Annotated in this window: 22 protein-coding genes and 2 pseudogenes; 3 read left to right on the top strand and 21 right to left on the bottom strand. The window is 67.8% G+C overall.

What is annotated here, in order from left to right; genetic code table 11:
• Nucleotides 1–38: 38 nt before the first annotated feature.
• Genes ABI385_RS00775 through ABI385_RS00760 form a run of 4 tightly spaced genes read right to left on the bottom strand, consistent with a single transcriptional unit; the run spans nucleotide 39 to nucleotide 3,359 of the window.
• Complete coding sequence (locus ABI385_RS00775) at nucleotides 39–431, bottom strand: helix-turn-helix domain-containing protein (RefSeq protein WP_348101816.1); 393 nt, start codon at nucleotides 429–431, stop codon at nucleotides 39–41.
• 9 nt (nucleotides 432–440) lie between these two features.
• On the bottom strand, nucleotides 441–815 hold the full coding sequence (locus ABI385_RS00770) for a hypothetical protein (RefSeq protein ID WP_348101815.1): 375 nt from the start codon (nucleotides 813–815) through the stop codon (nucleotides 441–443).
• Between the two features lies 1 nt (nucleotide 816).
• Complete coding sequence (locus ABI385_RS00765; protein ID WP_348101814.1) at nucleotides 817–2,085, bottom strand: thiolase family protein; 1,269 nt, start codon at nucleotides 2,083–2,085, stop codon at nucleotides 817–819.
• 14 nt (nucleotides 2,086–2,099) lie between these two features.
• Nucleotides 2,100–3,359 carry an alpha/beta fold hydrolase gene (locus tag ABI385_RS00760; protein ID WP_348101813.1) on the bottom strand — a complete coding sequence of 420 codons (1,260 nt, stop codon included), beginning with the start codon at nucleotides 3,357–3,359 and terminating at the stop codon, nucleotides 2,100–2,102.
• A gap of 73 nt (nucleotides 3,360–3,432) precedes the next feature.
• Here ABI385_RS00760 and ABI385_RS00755 point away from each other — a divergent pair, with 73 nt between their 5' ends.
• Complete coding sequence (locus tag ABI385_RS00755; protein WP_348101812.1) at nucleotides 3,433–3,561, top strand: hypothetical protein; 129 nt, start codon at nucleotides 3,433–3,435, stop codon at nucleotides 3,559–3,561.
• Here the strand turns inward: ABI385_RS00755 and ppk2 are convergent.
• The 13 genes and pseudogenes from ppk2 to ABI385_RS00690 all read right to left on the bottom strand — a co-directional run bounded on the left by ppk2 (nucleotide 3,558) and on the right by ABI385_RS00690 (nucleotide 15,132).
• Nucleotides 3,558–4,472 carry a polyphosphate kinase 2 gene (ppk2, locus tag ABI385_RS00750; protein ID WP_348101851.1) on the bottom strand — a complete coding sequence of 305 codons (915 nt, stop codon included), beginning with the start codon at nucleotides 4,470–4,472 and terminating at the stop codon, nucleotides 3,558–3,560. The two genes, ABI385_RS00755 and ppk2, sit on opposite strands and share 4 nt — an antisense overlap.
• Nucleotides 4,469–4,771 (bottom strand): DUF3349 domain-containing protein, encoded by a 303-nt coding sequence (locus ABI385_RS00745; protein ID WP_348101811.1) that lies wholly within the window; start codon nucleotides 4,769–4,771, stop codon nucleotides 4,469–4,471. The genes ppk2 and ABI385_RS00745 overlap by 4 nt, the downstream gene beginning before the upstream one ends.
• A 38-nt stretch (nucleotides 4,772–4,809) precedes the next feature.
• The gene (locus tag ABI385_RS00740; RefSeq protein ID WP_348101810.1) at nucleotides 4,810–5,076 is read right to left on the bottom strand and encodes a hypothetical protein; all 267 of its coding nucleotides are present in this window, start codon (nucleotides 5,074–5,076) and stop codon (nucleotides 4,810–4,812) included.
• Nucleotides 5,073–5,984 (bottom strand): annotated as a pseudogene (locus tag ABI385_RS00735) (anion permease). The gene ABI385_RS00740 and the pseudogene ABI385_RS00735 overlap by 4 nt, the downstream one beginning before the upstream one ends.
• A 50-nt stretch (nucleotides 5,985–6,034) precedes the next feature.
• Nucleotides 6,035–7,180 carry a galactonate dehydratase gene (dgoD, locus tag ABI385_RS00730; protein WP_348101809.1) on the bottom strand — a complete coding sequence of 382 codons (1,146 nt, stop codon included), beginning with the start codon at nucleotides 7,178–7,180 and terminating at the stop codon, nucleotides 6,035–6,037.
• Between the two features lie 12 nt (nucleotides 7,181–7,192).
• Nucleotides 7,193–7,786, bottom strand: coding sequence for a bifunctional 4-hydroxy-2-oxoglutarate aldolase/2-dehydro-3-deoxy-phosphogluconate aldolase (locus tag ABI385_RS00725; RefSeq protein WP_348101808.1), 594 nt, complete (start codon nucleotides 7,784–7,786; stop codon nucleotides 7,193–7,195).
• Between the two features lie 37 nt (nucleotides 7,787–7,823).
• Entirely contained in the window at nucleotides 7,824–8,783 is a 960-nt protein-coding gene (locus tag ABI385_RS00720; protein WP_348101807.1) for a sugar kinase, read from the bottom strand.
• Nucleotides 8,780–10,009: a D-mannonate dehydratase ManD gene (gene manD, locus ABI385_RS00715; RefSeq protein WP_348101806.1), complete on the bottom strand. Its 1,230-nt coding sequence runs from the start codon at nucleotides 10,007–10,009 to the stop codon at nucleotides 8,780–8,782. The genes ABI385_RS00720 and manD overlap by 4 nt, the downstream gene beginning before the upstream one ends.
• Nucleotides 10,006–11,433 carry an MFS transporter gene (locus ABI385_RS00710; RefSeq protein ID WP_348101805.1) on the bottom strand — a complete coding sequence of 476 codons (1,428 nt, stop codon included), beginning with the start codon at nucleotides 11,431–11,433 and terminating at the stop codon, nucleotides 10,006–10,008. Before ABI385_RS00710 ends, manD begins: the two co-directional genes overlap by 4 nt.
• 46 nt (nucleotides 11,434–11,479) lie before the next feature.
• Nucleotides 11,480–11,719 (bottom strand): hypothetical protein, encoded by a 240-nt coding sequence (locus ABI385_RS00705; RefSeq protein ID WP_348101804.1) that lies wholly within the window; start codon nucleotides 11,717–11,719, stop codon nucleotides 11,480–11,482.
• A 361-nt stretch (nucleotides 11,720–12,080) separates the two neighbouring features.
• Nucleotides 12,081–13,091, bottom strand: coding sequence for an L-idonate 5-dehydrogenase (locus ABI385_RS00700; protein ID WP_348101803.1), 1,011 nt, complete (start codon nucleotides 13,089–13,091; stop codon nucleotides 12,081–12,083).
• 164 nt (nucleotides 13,092–13,255) lie between these two features.
• On the bottom strand, nucleotides 13,256–14,170 hold the full coding sequence (locus ABI385_RS00695; RefSeq protein ID WP_348101802.1) for a metal ABC transporter permease: 915 nt from the start codon (nucleotides 14,168–14,170) through the stop codon (nucleotides 13,256–13,258).
• Nucleotides 14,170–15,132, bottom strand: a complete 963-nt coding sequence (locus ABI385_RS00690; RefSeq protein WP_348101850.1) for an ATP-binding cassette domain-containing protein — start codon at nucleotides 15,130–15,132, stop codon at nucleotides 14,170–14,172. Before ABI385_RS00690 ends, ABI385_RS00695 begins: the two co-directional genes overlap by 1 nt.
• A 229-nt stretch (nucleotides 15,133–15,361) precedes the next feature.
• On the opposite strand from ABI385_RS00690, the gene ABI385_RS00685 reads away from it, so the two are divergent.
• Nucleotides 15,362–15,775, top strand: coding sequence for a transcriptional repressor (locus ABI385_RS00685; protein WP_348101801.1), 414 nt, complete (start codon nucleotides 15,362–15,364; stop codon nucleotides 15,773–15,775).
• A gap of 62 nt (nucleotides 15,776–15,837) precedes the next feature.
• On the opposite strand, the gene ABI385_RS00680 is transcribed toward ABI385_RS00685, so the two are convergent.
• The 4 genes and pseudogenes from ABI385_RS00680 to ABI385_RS00665 form a co-directional block, all read right to left on the bottom strand.
• A complete protein-coding gene (locus tag ABI385_RS00680; RefSeq protein ID WP_348101800.1) occupies nucleotides 15,838–16,446 on the bottom strand; it encodes a copper resistance CopC family protein in 609 nt (202 codons plus the stop codon).
• Complete coding sequence (locus ABI385_RS00675; protein ID WP_348101799.1) at nucleotides 16,443–16,790, bottom strand: DUF1775 domain-containing protein; 348 nt, start codon at nucleotides 16,788–16,790, stop codon at nucleotides 16,443–16,445. The genes ABI385_RS00680 and ABI385_RS00675 overlap by 4 nt, the downstream gene beginning before the upstream one ends.
• Nucleotides 16,787–17,098 (bottom strand): annotated as a pseudogene (locus ABI385_RS18410) (DUF1775 domain-containing protein); the annotation flags it as partial. The pseudogene ABI385_RS18410 and the gene ABI385_RS00675, both read right to left, overlap by 4 nt.
• 79 nt (nucleotides 17,099–17,177) lie before the next feature.
• Nucleotides 17,178–17,774, bottom strand: coding sequence for a hypothetical protein (locus ABI385_RS00665; RefSeq protein ID WP_348101798.1), 597 nt, complete (start codon nucleotides 17,772–17,774; stop codon nucleotides 17,178–17,180).
• 166 nt (nucleotides 17,775–17,940) lie between these two features.
• Between ABI385_RS00665 and ABI385_RS00660 the strand changes: the two genes are divergently transcribed.
• Nucleotides 17,941–18,882, top strand: a complete 942-nt coding sequence (locus ABI385_RS00660; RefSeq protein ID WP_348101797.1) for a metal ABC transporter solute-binding protein, Zn/Mn family — start codon at nucleotides 17,941–17,943, stop codon at nucleotides 18,880–18,882.
• The last annotated feature ends 50 nt before the right edge of the window (nucleotides 18,883–18,932 follow it).

Below are 18,932 nucleotides of genomic sequence, written 5' to 3'. Positions count from 1 at the left end.
GACCTCCTCCTATTCCCATCACCAGGCCGAGCGCCTCGCTAGCGCTGAAGGCGATCGGCGGGAACCGTAGACCCACGACCGGGCCGGTAGCCCCCATTGGGGCCGCGCACCGACTCGATGGGGATGCCCGCCTCGCGAAGGATGGCGATGTAGCGACGCGCGGCCCGACTGGTGACGCCCAGCTGGACGGCGAGGCGGTCGGCGCTGATACCGACCTCGACGAGGCGGCGAGACAGTCCCTGACAAGGGCGGCGATCCCGGTCCCCGAGGGAGTCTCCAAGGACGTCGTCAGGTTGGTGGACGAGCGTCGCTTCGACACCCCAGTGCTGCTGGTCTGCCCGGAGTTCACGCCCGACCAGGCCAAGGCGTGGATAGACGGGGGTGAGGTCCCCGGAGCTGGCCCGCGTGCGGCAGCTGTCGTTCGTCGACATCGACTCAGGTCACTGGCCGATGATCACCGCGCCCGAGGAGCTCGCCCGACTATTGTCCGACGCAGCCGCGGTCCCGTGACCAGCTCGACGACCCGCTCGCTCATGGGCTCGAGCTGGGGTGAGTTCGTCGAGCTGGTCGACCGCAACAACGGTGTCTACGGCGGCTGCTGGTGCATCGGATGCCACCCCGAGTGTGGGCAGAGAGGAATCGACCACCGCGCCGTCAAGGAGGGACGCGGCCGGGACCGGACGGGCCCACGTCACGTGGTTCTCGACGAGGACTACCGGCATACCGGCCATGCCGAACCCACCGACGAGAACTGTTGCCAAGCCGGGTATCCCGGCGACGGCAGTGTCGGGGTCCTTCGTGACGGACAGACCCATCTCAGGCGTCGACGTTCTCGAGAACGACAGCAAGACCTTGGCCGACGCCGATGCAGATCGCCGCGACCCCCCACCGGGAACCAGTCTCGCGAAGGCGGGCGGCGAGGGTGCCGAGGATCCGGCCGCCCGACGCGCCCAGTGGATGCCCGATGGCGATCGCCCCACCCTTGGCGTTCACGATCTCCGGGTCGATCCCCCACGCATCGACGCAGGCGAGCGACTGCACCGCGAAGGCCTCGTTGAGCTCGACGGCGCCGACATCAGACCACCCGATCCCGGCGCGCCGCAACGCTTTGTCTGCCGCTTCGACGGGTGCGTAGCCGAACATCTGAGGCTCCAGCGCCACGGTAGCCCGGCCCGCGACCCGCGCCAGGGGCGGCAGCCCCATTCGCTCCCCGGCGGCAGCGCTGCCGAGCAGGACGGCCGACGCCCCGTCAGTGAGCGGGGACGCGTTGCCGGCCGTGATCGTCCCGTCGGCCCGGAAGGCCGGCGTCAGGGTCGCGAGCTTCTCCACGGTGCTGCCAGATCGGATCGACTCGTCGCGGGCCAGCTCGACGCCAGGGACGGCCACGACGAGGTCGTCGTAGAAGCCCGAGCTCCAGGCCGCGTCGGCGAGCTGGTGTGACCGGACGGCGAACTCGTCCTGCCGGATCCGTGAGACGGAGAACCTCTCCTGCAGCTGCTCGTTGCACTCCCCCAGCGAGACGATCCATCCGTCGGGCATCGCCGGGTTGACCAGTCGCCAGCCCAACGTCGTGGACACGGCGGTCACGTCGCCCGCCGGGAACGGCCGGTTCGACTTCGGCAGCACCCAGGGCGCTCGCGTCATCGACTCCACACCGCCGGTGACCACGACGTCGGCGTCCCCGCACTCGATCGTGCGGGACCCCATCATCGCCGCGTCCAGGCTCGACCCACACAGCCGGTTGACCGTCGTCGCGGGCACGGTCACCGGGAGTCCGGCGAGCAGGACGGCCATCCGTCCGACGTTGCGGTTGTCCTCGCCGGCACCGTTGGCGTTGCCCCACACCAGGTCGTCGATGTCCACCGGGTCCAGTCCGGGAGCCTTGGCCAGGACGCCGCTCAGCGCGGTGGCGGCCAGGTCGTCCGGCCGGACCCCGGCGAGCGCGCCGTTGAACCGGCCGAAGGGGGTGCGGGTGACGGCATACACGTATGCGTCGCGGCCCGTCCGTGACCCCGTCCGTGACCCCGTCTGTGACCCCGTCTGTGACCCCGTCCGTGACCCCGTCTGTGACCCCGTCTGTGACATGGAGACCTCCTGGTTCAGCGGTCGGCTGCGTCGTCGGCAGCATCGGCAGTGTCGTCAGAGATGCCGTCGAAACCGTCGTCGGAGGCGTCAGCCGGGATGCGCGGTTCGGCCAGCACCTGCTGCGCGACCCGGAATGCCGTGGTGGCGTCGGGGATCCCGCAGTAGATGGCGCTCTGCAGGATGACCTCCGTGATCTCGTCGTCGGTCAGGCCGTTGGTGCGGGCCGCCCTCAGATGCATCGCGAGCTCCTCGTGGTGTCCGCGGGCGATGAGTGCGGTGAGCGTGATCATCGACCGGCTGCGACGGTCCAGCCCAGGCCGGGCCCAGATCGACCCCCACGCATAGCGAATGACGAGCTGCTGGAAGTCGTCGACCTCGTCCAAGGTCAGGGCCGCCGCCCGCCGGCCGAGGGCCTCGGAGCTGGCCGGGGCCACAGCCGGAGGCGCGACCTCAGCAGCCGCTGGTGAGACCCGTTGCAGGTGCGCCGCGATCAGCTGGGCCACCTTCTCGGGAGCCTCCACGGGCGCCAGGTGCCCGACGCCGTCCAGGACCTCCAGGCGGCCACGCTGGAGGCCGAGCACGATCTCCTCCAGATGTTCAGGTGGGGTTGCGACGTCCTCGGAACCAGCGACCGCCAGCACCGGGGTCGCGATCTCCCCCAGCCGGGCCTGGACATCGAAGGTCGACAACGCCTCGCACACCTGGGCATAGCCCTCGGTGTCGGCGTCGCGCAACGCGTGCAGCAGGGCACTTCCCCGAGCAGGCTGCAGGTCGAGGAAGCCCGGCCCGAACCAGCGTTGGGCGGACATCGGCACGACCAAGGACGTACCGGACCCGCGCACGGTCGTCGCACGTTGGAGCCATCCCGGCATCGAGCCGAACTCGGAGCTGGTGCAGAGCAGGACCGCCGCCCGCACTCGATCAGGCGCGTCGAGCATGAGCTGCAGACCCACCGCTCCGCCGGCGGAGTCCCCGGCGTAGGCGAACGGGCCTGCTCGCTCTCCGCGGTCGGTCTGGACAGAGTCGACCAGCTCGAGGACGCCGACCGCGAGGGCGTGGATGTCGAACGCCTGATGCGCCGGCTCGTGGGAGGCCCCGTGACCGGGCAGGTCCCATCCGACGACGTGGAACTGGTTGGCGAGGTACTCGGCGCACGCGGACCACAGCGTCACTACCGACGTCCCTAACGACGGCCCGACGACGAGCAGCGGCTTGCGTGCCCCGTCCCGCCCCTGCGACGAGAGCTGCGTGCCGACGAGCGTGGGTGTCGTCACCGCCGTCCCTTCGCGTGGGTTGCTGGCTGCTGGCACGGGTTCCGGCGAGGCTCGGAGCCAGGGGACTGGCGGTATGCCTCTGGCCAGTATCGGTCACCCGCAGCTGCTGGCCATGGGAGTGCCAGTGTTCGTGAGCTTGCCCGACGAGACCGACGTGACGGTGACCGCGTTGGGGCCGGAGGAGCTGACCGCCTGCACCTAGTCGCCGACCGTCTCGATCCCGCGTCTGATGATCAGCGGGTCCGGCACCGCGACGACAGCCAGATCCTTGTCGGTGTAGTCGAACTGCGACAGGAAGTAGCGCATCGCTCCCAGCCGGGCCCTCTTCTTGTCGTTGCTCTTCACCGTGGTCCAGGGGGCGATGTCGGTGTCGGTGCGGCGGAACATCTCTTCTTTGGCCTCGGTGTAGTCACCCCACTTGTCCAGGGACTCCAAGTCAATGGGCGACAGCTTCCACTGCCGCACCGGGTCGACCCGCCGGATGATGAACCGGGTGCGCTGCTCGGACTGGGTGACGGAGAACCAGAACTTGGTCACCGTGATGCCGCTCTCCACGAGCATCCGTTCGAAGAGCGGCGCCTGCCCCATGAACTGGCGGTAGTCGTCGGGGCTCGTGAACCCCATGACGCGCTCGACGCCAGCCCTGTTGTACCAGGACCGGTCGAAGAAGACGAGCTCCCCCGCGGTGGGCAGATGACTGACGTACCGCTGGAAGTACCACTGGTTGAGCTCGCGGTCGCTCGGCTTTGTCAAAGCGACCGTACGCGCATACCGCGGGTTCAGGTGCTCCATGAAGCGTTTGATCGTGCCGCCCTTGCCTGCGGCGTCACGCCCTTCGAACAACACCACGTGCTTCGCGCCGCTGTCGATCGTCCAGTTCTGCAGCTTGAGCAGCTCGACCTGCAGGAGATACTTGTCCTCGTCGTAGACCTCACGGTCGAGTCGCTCGTCGTAGGGATAGTTCTCCCGCCACGTGTCGACGGCGTGACCGTGGGGGTCAATGAGGATCGGATCGTCGTCGTGGTCTTCGCCGACGCTGAAACCCTCGGCGTGGAGCCGGTCGATGTACTCGCGTACGTGTTCGCGAACCTGCCGGGCTGCCTGGGGAGTCAGGACGTCTCCAGCGGCCAGTCGTGGTACTCGTTCAGGTGCTCCTCGACGCGCGCGACGTCCTGCGGTGAGGGCATCGCGTCGGTGATCTTCGTGATGCTCACCCCGATGTCGTCCACTGTGGCGCCAGCGGGTCCATCGGCCCGGGCGGCAAGCTCGCCGGCGATCTCGCGGACCTCGTCCTCCGTGAGGCGCCTGCGCAACAGCGCCAGCAGCGGGATGTAGTCCTTCGGTGGGACCCCTGTCGGATAGCCCTTGAGGAGCCAGTCCATGATGCCCTGCAGCGGTGTCTTGAGTGCCATGTCAGCTGCCTACTTGGAGACGATCGTGGGTAGATGTGCTAGAACGAGACGGCCTTGCCGAAGCCTGAGGCTACGACAATGGTGATGCCGAGGGCCACCCCGGTGAGCACCACGAGGAAGCACAGGTCCGCGAGGTACCTGCCGATGGGATGCGGCCGAGCGTGGTCCACCTCGGCGTCACCGCCGACACCCATGGCCGTCGAGCGTACGCCGACTGCGAAGAGAGCCGGCAGGCCGGCACCCAACAGAAGACTGACGAGCAGGACTTTCCACGCGCCGTCGAGCGCAAGCGTGAGGTTGTTCATGACACCTTCTCGAGGTCGGCGTTCTTCACGGCGGGGGCGAGACCGCCCTCCCACTCGTCGTTGACGTTGTCGGCGTTGATGGGTTGCAGCCGCGAGCGCAGGTACCTGAAGGTCGCCAGCACCGCCAGGATCAGGAAGACGGCAATCGGTCCGGCGACGCCGCCGATCAGATGACCGATACACCACATCACCGCGACGCCCCAGTTCACCTGGGCGCCCTTCTTGCCGACCCCGGCTCCGAGGATCGAACCGGTTGCCACGTGGGTGGTGGACAGCGTGAAGCCGAGGTGGCTCGACGCAAGGATCACCGCGGCCGAGGCGCTCTCGGCGGCCATGCCATGCGGCGTCGGTCCACTCCCCACCGGCGATCAACGCAAGCGTAATGACACCCATCGTCTTCTGGGCGTCGTTGGTGCCGTGGGCCAGCGAGACGAGCGAAGCGCTGCCGATCTGTCCCCAGCGGAAGCCCTGGTCAGTGAACCGGGTGGCTGTGCCCGCGATGATGCGGAAGATCAGCCACGTTCCAAGGGCCGCGACGACGCCCGCGATGACCGGCGACATCAGGGCGGGGAGGATCACCTTGCCGATAACTCCGTCGAGCTTGGTGCCGTCACCGGTCCACTCAGCAGGAGGGCGTAGCCGCCGTCGGCGGTGAGCTCCGGTTGCGGTGCGCCGTTGCTGCTCTGGATGTTGATGACGGCGTTGGTCACCGTGAGGGCGACCTCGACCGAGAGGAAGGCGCCGACGAGGTTCAAGACGGCGGAGAGGCCTACAGCTACCTTCGGCTTGAGGGCGCCGGTGGCGATCAAGGTGGCCATCGCATTCCCGGTGTCGTGGAACCCGTTGGTGAAGTCGAACGCCAGCGCCGTCACGATGACGAGCGCCAAGATGATGGTTGCGGTTGTCACGGGGCCAATTGTCGGGCCGTTGGGTCACCCCCATGTGACGTCAGCGACTCTCACCATTCGGCCAGCCCGCCGTCCAGACCTCGCCACGCGGGAGACCGCCACCGGTGGCCGGTCTGAGCTGCCTTGCGCACCGCAGCCTCGTTGATCTCGACACCCAGCCCGGGGCCGGTGGGGCGCGCCACGTGACCGTCGGTGATGGCGAAGACTGACGGGTCGACGACGTAGTCGAGGAGGTCACCACCGACGTTGTAGTGGATCCCCCAGCTCATCTCCTGGATCAGGGTGTTGCTCGTGGCGAAGTCCAGCTGCAGGCAAGCGGCCAGAGCGATCGGCCCGAGTGGGCAGTGAGGGGCCATCGCCACCCCGTAGGCCTCGGCCATCGTCGCGATGCGGCGGCACTCGGAGATTCCTCCGGCGTGCGACGGGTCCGGCTGGGCTACCGCGATTCCTGCTCCCAGCACCCCACGAAAGTCCCAGCGGGAGTAGAGGCGCTCTCCGGTCGCGATGGGAATCGTCGTGGACGCGCACACTCGCTCGAGGTCTGCGGTGAGCTCTGGGACGACCGGTTCCTCGACGAACATCGGCCGTAAGGGTTCGAGAAGCCGGCACATCTCGCGGGCGCTGGCCGGGGAGACGCGTCCGTGGAAGTCGACCGCGACCCCGCCGTCGTCACCCATCACCTCGCGAACCGCAGCGACCCGGTCGAGCATCTCGTCGATCTCGCGCACGCTCGCGAGCGCCCCCAACCGGCCGGTGGCGTTCATCTTGACCGCGGTCAGCCCCTGCTCCCGTCGCGCGCGGGCGCCCTCGGCGACGTCCCCGGGCTCGTCGCCCGCGATCCAGGTGTAGACCCGCTGCCGTTCTCGCACCGGCCCGCCCAGCAGCTCGTGGATCGATGCACCCCGCACCTTTCCGGCGATGTCCCAGAGCGCCTGGTCGATGCCCGCCACTGCGCTCGCCAGGATCGGACCGCCGCGGTAGAACCCGCCCTTGGTCAGCACCTGCCAGTGGTCCTCGATGCGCAGCGGATCGGCCCCGACAAGATAGTCCGCGAGCTCGTCGACGGCGGCGGCGACGGTGTGAGCGCGCCCCTCGACCACCGGCTCGCCCCAACCGACGACGCCCTCGTCGGTCTCGATCTTGAGGAAGCACCAGCGAGGCGGGACGAGGAACGTCTCCAGAGAGGTGATCTTCACGAGTCGATGCTCTCAGCCGGCGAGTTTCGCCAGGGCGGGCAGCTGCTCTGGTGACTCAAGGGCTGACCCGACGGCCACTGCGCGAGCGCCGGCGTCGAGGAAGGCCTGGGCGTTTCGGCTGTCGATCCCCCCCGTGCACACGAAGCGCGCCTCGGGGAACGGGCCCGACATCGCCGTGATCCAGGCCGGCGTGAGCAGCGAGGCCGGGAACGCCTTGAGCCACATGTGTCCGAGGGAGAGGGCACGCTCGACCTCGGTCGGTGTCGCGACACCCGGGAGGTAAGGCATGTCGAGAGCCAGGCTGGTCCGTGACACGTCCGCGTCGAACCCGGGCGCCACGGTGAACTCGGCACCAGAGGCTCGTGCGCTCTCCACCCGGTCGGTGGTCGTCACCGTCCCCGCGCCGATGACGACGTCGCGTCCCGCGGCCGCCCGCACCACGGCCGCCAGCGCCTCGACCGCCTCCGGCGACTGCACGGGCACTTCGACGCAGATGATGCCGAGGTCCCAGGCAGTGCGGGCGAGCTCGAGCGTCCGGTCCGGGGCAAACCCCCGCAGAATGGCCATCACGGGTGTGCGGGAGAAGATCGTCTCGAAGTCACGCATGGTGCGAGGAGTTCCTTTCGTTGCGGTGGACGTGCGGTCAGCGGTCGACGCGCTCGGAGCGGCCCAGCATCCCCAGTTCGGACCGACGGGCGGCGCCCTCCCAGTCGCCATGCACTGACACGGCGAACGCGCCGCATTCGATAGCCCGGTCGAGGCACTCGGCCGGATCCACTCCGTCGAGTAGGCCGCTGAGGAAGCCTGCGACAAAGGCGTCTCCGGCGCCCACCGGATCGACGGCGGTGACGGTGAGCGCGTCGCGCTCGACCGTGCCGAACTCGCCGTATGCCGTCGCGCCCAGAGAGCCACGCTTGCGGACCACGACCGACGGGTACTGCTGCAACAGCTCTCGTATCGCCGCCTCCACGTCGTGCTCGCGCTGCGCCAGGATCAGCAGCTCTTCGTCCCCACCGAACACGATGTCGACGGAGTCGAGCAGGCGCGCCAGCGTGGTTCCGGCCTCGGCCGCGCTCCAGAGGAGTGCCCGATGGTTGACGTCCAGGCTGACGACGAGACCGGCTGCCCGGGCCGCTCGCACCGCCGACGTCACGGTGTCCCTGGCAGAGGTGCTGAGACCTGAGGTGATGCCGGAGACGTGGAGCAGCCGGGCACCGGTGAGATCGGGGATGTCTGCCGGTTCTAGCCGTGAGCCGGCCGCGCCGCTGCGGTAGTAGAGGACGTTCAGCGCGTCCGCGGTGCGGTGTTGGCGGACCATCAGGGCGGTCGGTGCGGTGGGGTCGACAATGACGCCTTCGACGTCAACTCCTTCTCCCCGAAGGGTTTGCGTGATCATCCGTCCGATGCTGTCGTCACCCACCCGTGACACGAACCCGGCCAGGTGTCCCAGCCGGGCCAGCCCGATCGCGACGTTGGACTCCGCCCCGGCAAAGCTGAACCGCACCGGCGAACCCACCCGCAGGGGCGCGGCGGGTTCGCCCATGACCAGGCCGAGCGACTCCCCCAGCAGGATGGCGTCCGTGGTGCCCTCCCTACCTCTCACCAGTCGTGCATGCTGCCGTCGAGCCGGCGGTTGACCGGCAGGTACTTGCGCTCGTACGGGAACCGGGCGGCCGCTTCCACATCGACCTCGACGCCCAGCCCCGGCACGTCCTCGTCGATCTCGAGGTGCCCCTCGACGAGCCGGTAAGACGCCCTGAACACCTCGGCCGTCTCCTCCGGATAGCCCATGAACTCCTGGACACCGAAGTTCGGGATCGCGAAGCCCAGGTGGATGTTGGCGGCCATGCCCACGGGTGAGACGTCGCTGGGTCCGTGACAGCCGGAGCGCACGCCATAGAGGTCGGCGAGGTCCAAAATGCGCTTCATGTGGGTGATGCCTCCGGCATGCGTTGTGGCACAACGGATGTAGTCGATCCAGCGGTTGGTGATCAGCTGCTGGCAGTCCCAGATGGAGTTGAACACCTCGCCGACGGCCAGCGGTGTAGTCGTGTGTGCTTTGATCAGCGAGAAGGCGGCCTGGTCCTCGGCCGGGGTGACGTCCTCGAGCCAGAACATCCGGTAAGGCTCGAGCTCCTTGCCTAGCCAGGCAGCCTCGGTCGGGGTGAGCCGGTGATGGCCGTCGTGGAGCAGGTTGAACCCGTAGCCGAGCTGGTCACGGACGGCCGCTATCAGCTTGGGGACGAAGTCGAGATACAGCGGTGTGCTCCACGACTCCTCGTCGGGCAGGTCGGTGTGCGCCGGCTCGTACGCCTCGTCCCCCACGTGTATCCCATAGGTCGACGCCAGGCCGGGCACCGAGGCCTGAACCCGCACTGCCGCGTACCCCTGCTCGAGCTTCGTCGAGATCGAGGCGACGGCGTCCTCGACCGTGTGCCCGCTGGCATGGGGGTACGCCATCAGCCGCTCCCGAGCCCGCCCCCCCAGCAGCTGGAACACCGGCATACCGGCGGCCTTGCCCTGGATGTCCCAGAGCGCCTGGTCGACAGCGGAGATCGCCGCCATGGTCACCGGCCCCCGACGCCAGTAGGGGCCGCGGTAGAGGTACTGCCATAGGTCCCCGATTCGTGCAGAGTCCTTGCCCAGCAACAGTGCAGAGAGGTGGTCACGAAGATAGGAAGCGACCGCGAGCTCGCGTCCATTGAGCGTCGCATCCCCCCATCCGACCAGTCCGCCGACCGTTTCGATGCGCAACGTCACGTAGTTGCGCCCGGGTGCGCTGACGACGACGTCGACCTCACGGATCGTGCGGCTGCCGCCTCCGGTCATGACTCGTACTCTGTGGCGGCCCCCTGGACCGCTGCCTGCTCCTGCTCTACGTAGCCGTACATCTCCGGGAGGATGAACTTGGCTGAGAGGAACCCGATCGCCGAGAGGATTGCGACTGCGAGGGTGGCCCAGACTTTGCCCCAGGCGTCAGTCATCACGGGGAAGATGAAGGCACCGAAGAACGATGCCGCCTTGACGAACGTGTAGGCGAACCCGGACGCCGTGGCCTTGAACCGGGGTGGCGCCACCATCGAGACGATCGTCATGCCGTTGGACGCATCCCAGTAGTGACCCCACATGAGGATGCAGGCGCCGATGACGATGAGCCACTTGATGTCTGCACCCAGGGCATAAGCGCCGATCACCAGGCCGACGAACGCGAGCCCGAAACCCCACATTGCTACACCCCGGTGTCCGATACGCGGAAGCATCAGGGGCGCGACGAACCCGGAGATGGTGGCGAGGATGTAGATGCCGGCGGTCACGAGGTTGGTGCCGGTGATGTTGGTGTTGTTGACCGTTCCCGTCACGCCGACGCCGGCGGAGACGAGGATGACGGGCAGGTAGAAGCCGAACGCAGTGAACTCGGCGCCCTGGCAGGCGTTGGAGATCCAGCCGAAGATCGTGGCGCGCTTCTTGATCGGGTCGCTCCAGATGACTTTGAGGAAGTCGCGCACCTTGGGCTTGATCATCTCGACGTCCTTGTTGGGCAGCATGTCCAGTGAGTCGTCGAAGAGCTCCCGCGAAGTTTCCTTCGCCTTGACGAAGTGCCCACGCTGGATGAGAGAGAGCGGGGTCTCGGGGAGATTCAGGCGAGCCAGCAACAAGATGAAGGCCGGGACCGCCCCCAGGGCGAGTGCCACGCGCCACAGGAGTGCGTGGTCCATGCCGCTGGCGTACATGACCGTGATGACGAGGATGGAGAAGACCTCACCGAGGCCGAACATGAACTGCCAACGGCTGCCCATGATCTCGCGCTTGCCCTTCGGCATCGACTCCATGATGTAGGCGTAACCGTTGGCGATGTCGCTGCCCAACGGGATGCCGATGAGGAACCGGATGACGATCAGGTCGACGATGCTCTGGGAGAAGGCTTGGACGATGGCCAGGATGATGAACAGCACCATCGTGAGGATGAACACGCGTTTGCGGCCGAGCCGGTCAGCGATGTAGCCGCCGAGCAGGGCTCCGATCAGTGCACCACCTTGGACGGCCGCCGTGGCGAGTCCCAGTTGCACCGCGCTCGGGTTGTACTCGTTCTTGATGAAGATGAGGACGAACGAGATCGCATAGAGGTCCCACGCCTCGATGAGGATGGTCGCGATCATCATCCAGCCCCCGCGCGTACTGGAGGCGGTGCCTTCCTTGTTGAGCAGAACCTGGGTTGCCTCGTCTGACAACCGGCGGATGGTGCCTTGGTCCACGGTCACTCCTTCGGTTCGTCGTGTCGGCCGGTTTGCTGGTTCCGCGTCAGACGCGGCTGGAGAGGTCGGGGGTCATCGACGCGGTCACCTGTGACGCGAGATGGGTCCGCAGGTCGGCCAGGAGATCGCCACCCTCTTGACGTAAGCGGACGAAGACCGGGTGCGTGGGGTCGAGGTCGTAGCCACCGGGACGAAAGGCGGATCCCTTCTCGGTGACAGTCAGGGTCACCGTGGTCGTAGCTTCGTCCGCCGTGGCGTCGACGACCCGCTGGGGTTGGTCGACCACGACCCACGGCAACCTCCTTTGCGCCGGTTCGGTTCTTCCCTGGGATTCCGCCTGACGCAATAGCCTTCAGCAAAAGGCAGCCGACCGTACGCTAGAACTGATCGATGCGTCGCGCAACCGTTGCTGGTCGTCGCCCCTCCTAGCGCCGTCGCAGTAACGCGAGACCTCGCGTCGGAGCAGGGAGCCGCGTCCGTGCCCAGCTGCTCGGACAGGGGTGTCGCTGCCGTCAGCATCTCGACAACCACGTTTCTCATACCAGTGGCGAACTTTCTCGCGATGCTCCCTCAGCTGCAGGAGACCGCCAGGCAGGTGGCCCCGGCCATGTCGTGACCGCCTCCGACCCTCAGATGTGGGTGCGTCCTCAGCTGAGCTCGAGGACGACCTTCGAAGAGACGCCTGCGTTGCCGGCGACCTCCATTGCCTCCGAAACGTCGGACATGGGGAAGGTATGTGTGACGACGTGCTGAAAGCGGTCGTCGGTGGCGAGCAGCTGGATCGCCTCGTCGATCTCGTCGACGAAACGGAACGCTCCGCGCAGCGTGATCTCCCGGGCGACGAGGGCGGAGAGCGCTATGGGGAGGTCGCCGCCGGGGAGGCTGCCAACCTGGACGACGGTGCCGCCGCGGACCACGCAGGCGATGGCCGCGTTCAGGCCCTGCGGCGAGCCCGAGGCCTCGAAGGCGACGTCGTAGCTCAGCTCCGGCACCGGCTCTCGGTCAACCCGGATGGTCTGGGTGGCCCCGACCTTGCGGGCGACCTCGAGGGGGGTGTCCTGAAGGTCGGTGGCCGTGACCTCTGCGGCTCCCCGAGCTGCCGCGGCTGCCACCACGAGGACGCCGATCGGACCGGAACCGGAGACGAGGACTTTCTTGCCCCTGACGTCACCGGCTTGGTTGACGGCGTGCAGGGCGACCCCGAGCGGCTCGGCGAGAACCGCCCGCGCGAGGTCGAGGCCGTCCGGCAGCAGGCGGAGCTGGTCCTGACGGACGACCATCTGCTCGGCGAACCCGCCCTGGGTCTGCGGCTCGCTCGCGGCCGAACCGAAGTAGCGGGCGTTGCGGCAGGTGTTGGTGTGGCCGGCCTCGCACTCGGGGCAGGTGTGGTCGGCCGTCGCCGGGTGGATAGCAACGGGGGTGCCCGCCGAAAGGTTGCCGCTCGGGTCGAGGTCGACGGTGCCGACCACCTCATGGCCGAGGACCAACGGGCCGCGTAGCACGAAGTTCCCTACCCGGCCGTCCAGGTAGTAGTGCAGGTCGGAGCCGCAGATGCCGCCGTGGGTCATCCGGAGACGGACCTCGCCCGTGCCGGGTTGCGGGACCGGACGCTCCTCGAGGCGAAGGTCACCGGCACTGTGGACGACGACGGCCTTCATGGAGGTTCATTGTGCCCCAGTCCGCGCAGGGTCGCGCCCACGCCAACCGCACCGCACCGCACCGCACCGCACTGCACCGCACCGCACCGCACCAAGGGATGCGGACGTGCTGACCTCCGAGGACGTCGTCGTGGTGTCTGCCCCGGGATCAGGGCGGCACCGAGTCAGGCCGGGCCGGCGTGGTGTGTCCGGGAGCTCCAGCCGTGTCGGGAGCGAACTCGTCCGGCAAGTCGGCACAGCAGATAGATCGCGAACGAGAGCGTGGTCACATACGGGCTGATGGGGATGCGACTTCCCAGGGCGAGCAGGATCCCGCCGAGGGTCGCCGTCAGCGCGAACAGGGTCGACAGGACCGGAACCCAGAACGGCGAGGCAGTCACCCGGATCGCTGCGGCGGCTGGGGTGCACAACAGAGCCAGAACCAGCAGGGCACCAACGACCTGGATGGATATCGCGACCGCGATACCCAGAGCGATCATGAAGACCGGAGCGAGGAGGCGCACCGGCACTCCTCTCGCTTCGGCGACTTCCGGGTCGACGCTGGCGAACGTCAGCGGCCGCCACATGACAATGAGGGCGAGCAGTGCGACCCCGGCGGCGACCGCGAGGTCGGACAGTTGAGTCTGGTCGACAGCGACGATCTGGCCGGTGAGCAGGCCGAACTTGTTTGCGGCCCGGCCTTGGTAGAGGGACAGGAACAAGACGCCGAGGCCGAGGCCGAACGGCATCAGTACCCCGATGACCGAGTTGCGGTCCCGAGCCCGCGTTCCGAGCGCTCCGAGGATCGCCGCCGCCAGGAGCGAGCCGATGATCGACCCGGTGATCACGCTGGATCCGAGCAGCAATGCAGCGGCGGCCCCAGCAAACGACAGCTCGCTGATGCCGTGGACCGCGAACGGCAGGTCACGCATGATGACGAAGGTCCCGAACAGTCCCCCGACCACACCGAGGATGGCTGCTGCCCACAATGAGTTTCGCACCAGCGGCAGCAGCTCGGTGTAGTTGTCGAAGCTGAAGATCACCTGCCACACCGAGCCGTCGGATCCAGCAGCAACGACCGCGGGGGCTAGGGACGTCATCACGGTCGCGCACCCCTGCCCTGCTGCTCTGGGGGCGAGGTCGGTTGGCGCGTCGCCCGAGTTGATGCTTGACCGGGTCGGCGGCCCAGGCGAGGACGGTCGTGCTCGTCGTCGACCTGTTCCTGACTTCCGACTCCGGCGTGGTCGCCGGACCCGTCGTGATCGTGCGAGCCGTGTGGGTCGTGGCCGAGGTGGTGGTCGTGTGCGGCGTGGACGTCTCCAGCCCCGAGGACGACGAGGCGGTCGCCGGATCGGACGACCTCGATCGGGGTCGAGTAGAGACGGGTCAGGTTCTCGCTGGTGAGGACCTCCTCGACGTTGCCGAGTAGGAACTGGCCGTCGACGAGGTACAGCACGCGGTCCGCGACGCTGAGGACGGGGTTGATCTCGTGGGTCACGAACAGCACGGCCGCCCCGTCACGTCGGCGCCGGTCGATCAGGTCGACCACGGCCTTTTGATGGTTGAGGTCCAAGGTGAGCAGGGGCTCGTCACACAGCAGCAGGAGCGGGTCGTTGGCGATGGCCTGCGCAACACGCAGGCGTTGCAGCTCTCCACCGGAAAGCAGGCCCGTGGGGGAGTCAGCGTATGCCTCGGCACCCACCTCGGTCAGCAAGGCGTCGACCCGGCGTCGGGTGGCTCGGCTCGGTAGCGGCAGTCCCCACCGATGTCCGTCGATCCCCAGCCGCACCAGGTCACGGGCCCGCACCGTCGCCGTACCGGCGCCTCGATGTTGCGGGATGTAACCAACCCGGGGATTGCCCCTGCGGACCCCCCGGCCGCCGACGCGTACCGAACCGTGGGTCAGGTCGCTCAGTCCCAGGATGACCTTGAACAAGCTGGTCTTCCCCGTCCCGTTCGGTCCGAGGACAGCGACGAACTCCCCGGGTTCGACGCGTAGGTCGAGGCCCTGCCACAAAGACCGGGCACCGTAGGACAAGGCTGCGTCGTCCAGCTCGAGCATTGCCGCAGGGCGCTCACCGCCGCGCTCGGCGGTGCTGGCCGACGACGTCGCAGGCGCGGTCGCGCGGGTCACCGTAGCCCGACGCGGCCGGTCGACCTCGACGAGCGCCCCGGACCGATATTGCCGGCCGCGCCGCTCCAGTATCGAGACCGATAAGCGTTCTCACCCATAGCGGCAGCATAGGCCCCTCCCATCTACCTCGATAACCGTTATCGAATACACTCCGCTCGTGACTGCCAGTACCTCCTCACGGAGCACCAGCCAAGGCGAGGCCGTGATGCAGCAGCTGCGGGAGTCCGGTGGCTTCTGCAGCGCCCAAGACGTGTGGGCCAGCCTGCGCGGGGCGGGACATCGAGTGGGCCTGTCGACCGTGTACCGGCGGCTGCAGGCGATGGCCGACGACGGGCTGCTCGACGTGGTGCGCACCAACGACGGAGAAGCGACCTACCGCTACTGCGGACCGTCCACAGACGGGCGACACCACCACCACCTCGTATGCCGGGTCTGTGGGCGGGCCGAAGAGGTCGACTCCAAAGCCATGGAGCGGTGGGCCGCCGCCGTCGCCAAAGAGCGCGGCTACGTCGAGGTCACCCACACCGTCGAGCTGGCCGGAATCTGCGCTACCTGCCACGCCCCCACCTGACCCGCGCATCTCCGAGACACCTCATCCTGAAGGCACTGAAGCCGGGTCAGAGCGCCTCGTAGTCATCGTGTCCGTCGACGCCGAACACGAAGCCTGACGACGGCGAAGGCAGCGACCACGAGAACTACGGCCAGGGCCAGTGCACGCCATACAGACCAGGGTGTCTGGCTGGCCGTTGAGCCGCCTTTCGTGGGCAATGCGCTGTCCGGCGATCCGCCTTGGCTCGGACCTTTGACTGTGGGGCCGGGTTGGGTGCCTCCTCCCGGTTCGTTGGCGACGAAGGTGAACTGGCCGCTGACCGGGTGCCCGTCGGCGGAGGTGACACGCCACAACACCCGGTACTGCCCCGCGGGCGCACCGGCGGTGATGTCCTCGGCGACGGTCCGGTCGACCAGGCGTGGGCCGCCCGCCTGCACCTGACCATTCGGTCCGGTGATGACCACCTCGCTGCCGACGCCGAGCGCGAGCTGGCCGAACGTCAACGTCACGGTCGCGGGCACCTGTGCCAGCACCGCACCAGCTGCCGGATCTGTGGACTCGAGATCGTTGTGAGCGGACGCGGTGGGCGCGGTCAGCGCCGGCGCGATGAGCACGCCGACGCTGACCAGAAGCACCGCAACCCATCGACCCCACCGGGTCAGCGAGAGCCGGAAGGTCACCGGGGTGCTCAAGCTTTCCCGGGTCCCTGGTCGTTCCCAGGACCCTCGGGGGCTCCGGAACCGCGTCGCACCAGCAGCAGCCCCAACGCCGCAGCCGCAACAACCAGCGCCACGCCAGCCAGCCACCACGAGACGACCGTCCCGTCGGAGTACGTCTGGTCTGCCGGAAACACCAGCACACCTGGTGCCGGCAACCGACCACCCGAGATCGCGAACGTCTGGTACTCCCCCGGCGCGATCGCCGCGTCACCGGTCGCGGTCCAGGTGACCTGGTGTGGTGCGGTGCGGTGGTGAGCGTTGTCCCCTCCACCACCACCGGGGTTGCCAGTTTGGCGTCGGTGACGGTCACGGTCCACCCCGGGGTGGGCCGGACCGACACGTCGACCAGCGGGGTCTTGTCCGGCAAGGTGACCACGACCTTCGTGGTCGTCGCGGTGGCCTCCTCGTTGGGGACCTTGAACGTCAGCTCGGCGTACCTGCCGGTAACGCAGTGTCGCTTCTGACCGTGACGTGAGCATCGGCCGCGGACAACGGCACCAGCACCAGGCCGGCAGTGACAACACCGGCAGCCAGCAGGCGCCGGGAAAGGGAACTCGACATAAGAAAAGTCCTCAGTGTGGGTACATCGACAACATGGGTCACGACCCCTCGTTGAGGGTCGCAAAGGTCAGGCAACGCCAACTCACGGCCGAGGCCGGGCGTCCCGAACGCCTCGGCACCTCGTCGACAGACGTCGACGCCTGTCAGTGCACCCATTCCGGAGGACCACGCAACGGTGTTGCAGGACACCACACCCGAGACACCGTCATCCGGGCACCGTTCATGCCATCGACCGACGGATAAACCAGCACACGAGGCTCCGGCTGCGGCAGCGACGGGGCGAACCACGACCAAAGACAGCAGAGGGCCCGTTCGCCATACGAGAGCAGCACCGCGCACACCAGCGCAGCCACCGCATGGCAGACGCTTATCCAGACCGGCATCGGACCCATCGCCATCGGCGCTGCCGACGCTGACGGCGCAGCGACGACCATCCCCTCCATGTGGTGGTGATCCACCAAGGGCGTCAACCCGCCCGCGGGGACCGAGCACGCCTCGAAGGCGGCGTGCAACGCAAACTGGGTGACCCCCATCACTGTGACCAAGGTCGGCACCCCGCAACGGCGACCGGTCAGCAGCACTGCTGCGAAACCCACCAGCGCGCCCAACCCGGCCACAACGCCAGCAGGCGGCAACACGCCGCCGCCCACCACGTGGGCCGTTCCCGCCAGTCCCAGCACCACAGACGCAAGGCAGACAGCCCGCGCGATCCGCAGCCCCCCCGACCTCGGTCCACCCACCCCCAGGACACTACGGCAGCAACGTGTCCGCGTCCCGTCGACAGGTTCGCGACCGGGACACCTCGGGTGGACGTGACCGACGGCCGGTTGTTGCGTCCCACCGGGTCCTCACGCCTACACTCTGCTAAGAACGATTATCACAATCGCTGTCATCAACGGAGTCCCCATGCGCCTACCTCGCCACTACCTCCTGCCCGGCGCTGTGCTGCTCGTCGTGACCGTGACCGTGACCGTGACCGGATGCTCCAGCTCGAGCAGGCCAGCCGCCACGTCCGGCGAAAGTGCCGGGGTGGTCAGGGTGGTCGCCTCGACCAATGTCTGGGGTGCGATCGCTGCCCAGGTCGGTGGCGACCACGTAGCCGTGACGTCGTTCATCTCTGACCCGTCCCAGGACCCTCACTCCTATGAGGCCAACACCCAGAACCAGCTCGCCCTCAAGAAGGCCGGCCTGGTGATCGAGAACGGCGGCGGTTACGACGACTTCATGGACACCATGGTCAAGGCCGCGGAGAACGCCAACGCCCCCGTTCTCAACGCGGTCGCCATCTCGGGCAAGACCGCACCCGCAGGAGGGGACCTGAACGAGCACGTCTGGTACGACCTGCCCACGGTCACCAAGGTCGCCAACCAGATCGCCGTCACCTTGTCCTCCTTGGACAAGAGCAACGCCAACCAGTTCACCGCGAACGCGTCAGCATTCGCCGCCTCGCTGACGCCCATCACCGACCAGATCGCATCGATCCGACAAAAACACCCTGATGCCCCGGTCGTGATAACCGAACCGGTCCCTGGGTACCTGCTCGACGCCGCAGGACTGACCAACAAGACCCCGAAGGAGTTCTCCAAGGCGATCGAGGAAGGCACCGACATGGCTCCGGCTGTTCTTCAGGAGACCCTGAAACTGTTCAGCAGCAAGCAGGTCCGGGCTCTGGTCTACAACGAGCAGACGACCGGAGTCGCCACGGAGGCCGTCAAGAAGGCCGCCACCAACGCGCAGATCCCCGTCGTCCCGGTCACCGAGACCATGCCTGACGGCAAGACCTACACGATCTGGATGCAGGGCCAGGTTGGCGCCCTCGCTGCCGCGCTGGACACGTCTCAGCAGTAGGCCATGGTCGACCAGGCGCGGCAGGCCGGTACGCGCGTGATGACGTCGGA

Source organism: Lapillicoccus sp. (assembly GCF_039935575.1).
Lineage (GTDB): Bacteria > Actinomycetota > Actinomycetes > Actinomycetales > Dermatophilaceae > Lapillicoccus.
This window is presented reverse-complemented; position numbering and strand designations above follow the sequence as displayed.

Coding starts and splice junctions, on each gene's coding strand:
- ABI385_RS00660 (WP_348101797.1), top strand. CDS start 17,941: ATGCGCCTACCTCGCCACTACCTCCTGCCCGGCGCTGTGCTGCTCGTC.
- ABI385_RS00765 (WP_348101814.1), bottom strand. CDS start 2,085: ATGTCACAGACGGGGTCACAGACGGGGTCACGGACGGGGTCACAGACG.
- ABI385_RS00740 (WP_348101810.1), bottom strand. CDS start 5,076: ATGAACAACCTCACGCTTGCGCTCGACGGCGCGTGGAAAGTCCTGCTC.
- ABI385_RS00725 (WP_348101808.1), bottom strand. CDS start 7,786: ATGCGTGACTTCGAGACGATCTTCTCCCGCACACCCGTGATGGCCATT.
- ABI385_RS00755 (WP_348101812.1), top strand. CDS start 3,433: ATGCCTCTGGCCAGTATCGGTCACCCGCAGCTGCTGGCCATGGGAGTG.
- ABI385_RS00745 (WP_348101811.1), bottom strand. CDS start 4,771: ATGGCACTCAAGACACCGCTGCAGGGCATCATGGACTGGCTCCTCAAG.
- ABI385_RS00770 (WP_348101815.1), bottom strand. CDS start 815: ATGGGTCTGTCCGTCACGAAGGACCCCGACACTGCCGTCGCCGGGATA.
- ABI385_RS00690 (WP_348101850.1), bottom strand. CDS start 15,132: ATGCTCGAGCTGGACGACGCAGCCTTGTCCTACGGTGCCCGGTCTTTG.
- manD (WP_348101806.1), bottom strand. CDS start 10,009: ATGACCGGAGGCGGCAGCCGCACGATCCGTGAGGTCGACGTCGTCGTC.
- ABI385_RS00695 (WP_348101802.1), bottom strand. CDS start 14,170: ATGACGTCCCTAGCCCCCGCGGTCGTTGCTGCTGGATCCGACGGCTCG.
- ABI385_RS00775 (WP_348101816.1), bottom strand. CDS start 431: ATGTCGACGAACGACAGCTGCCGCACGCGGGCCAGCTCCGGGGACCTC.
- ABI385_RS00700 (WP_348101803.1), bottom strand. CDS start 13,091: ATGAAGGCCGTCGTCGTCCACAGTGCCGGTGACCTTCGCCTCGAGGAG.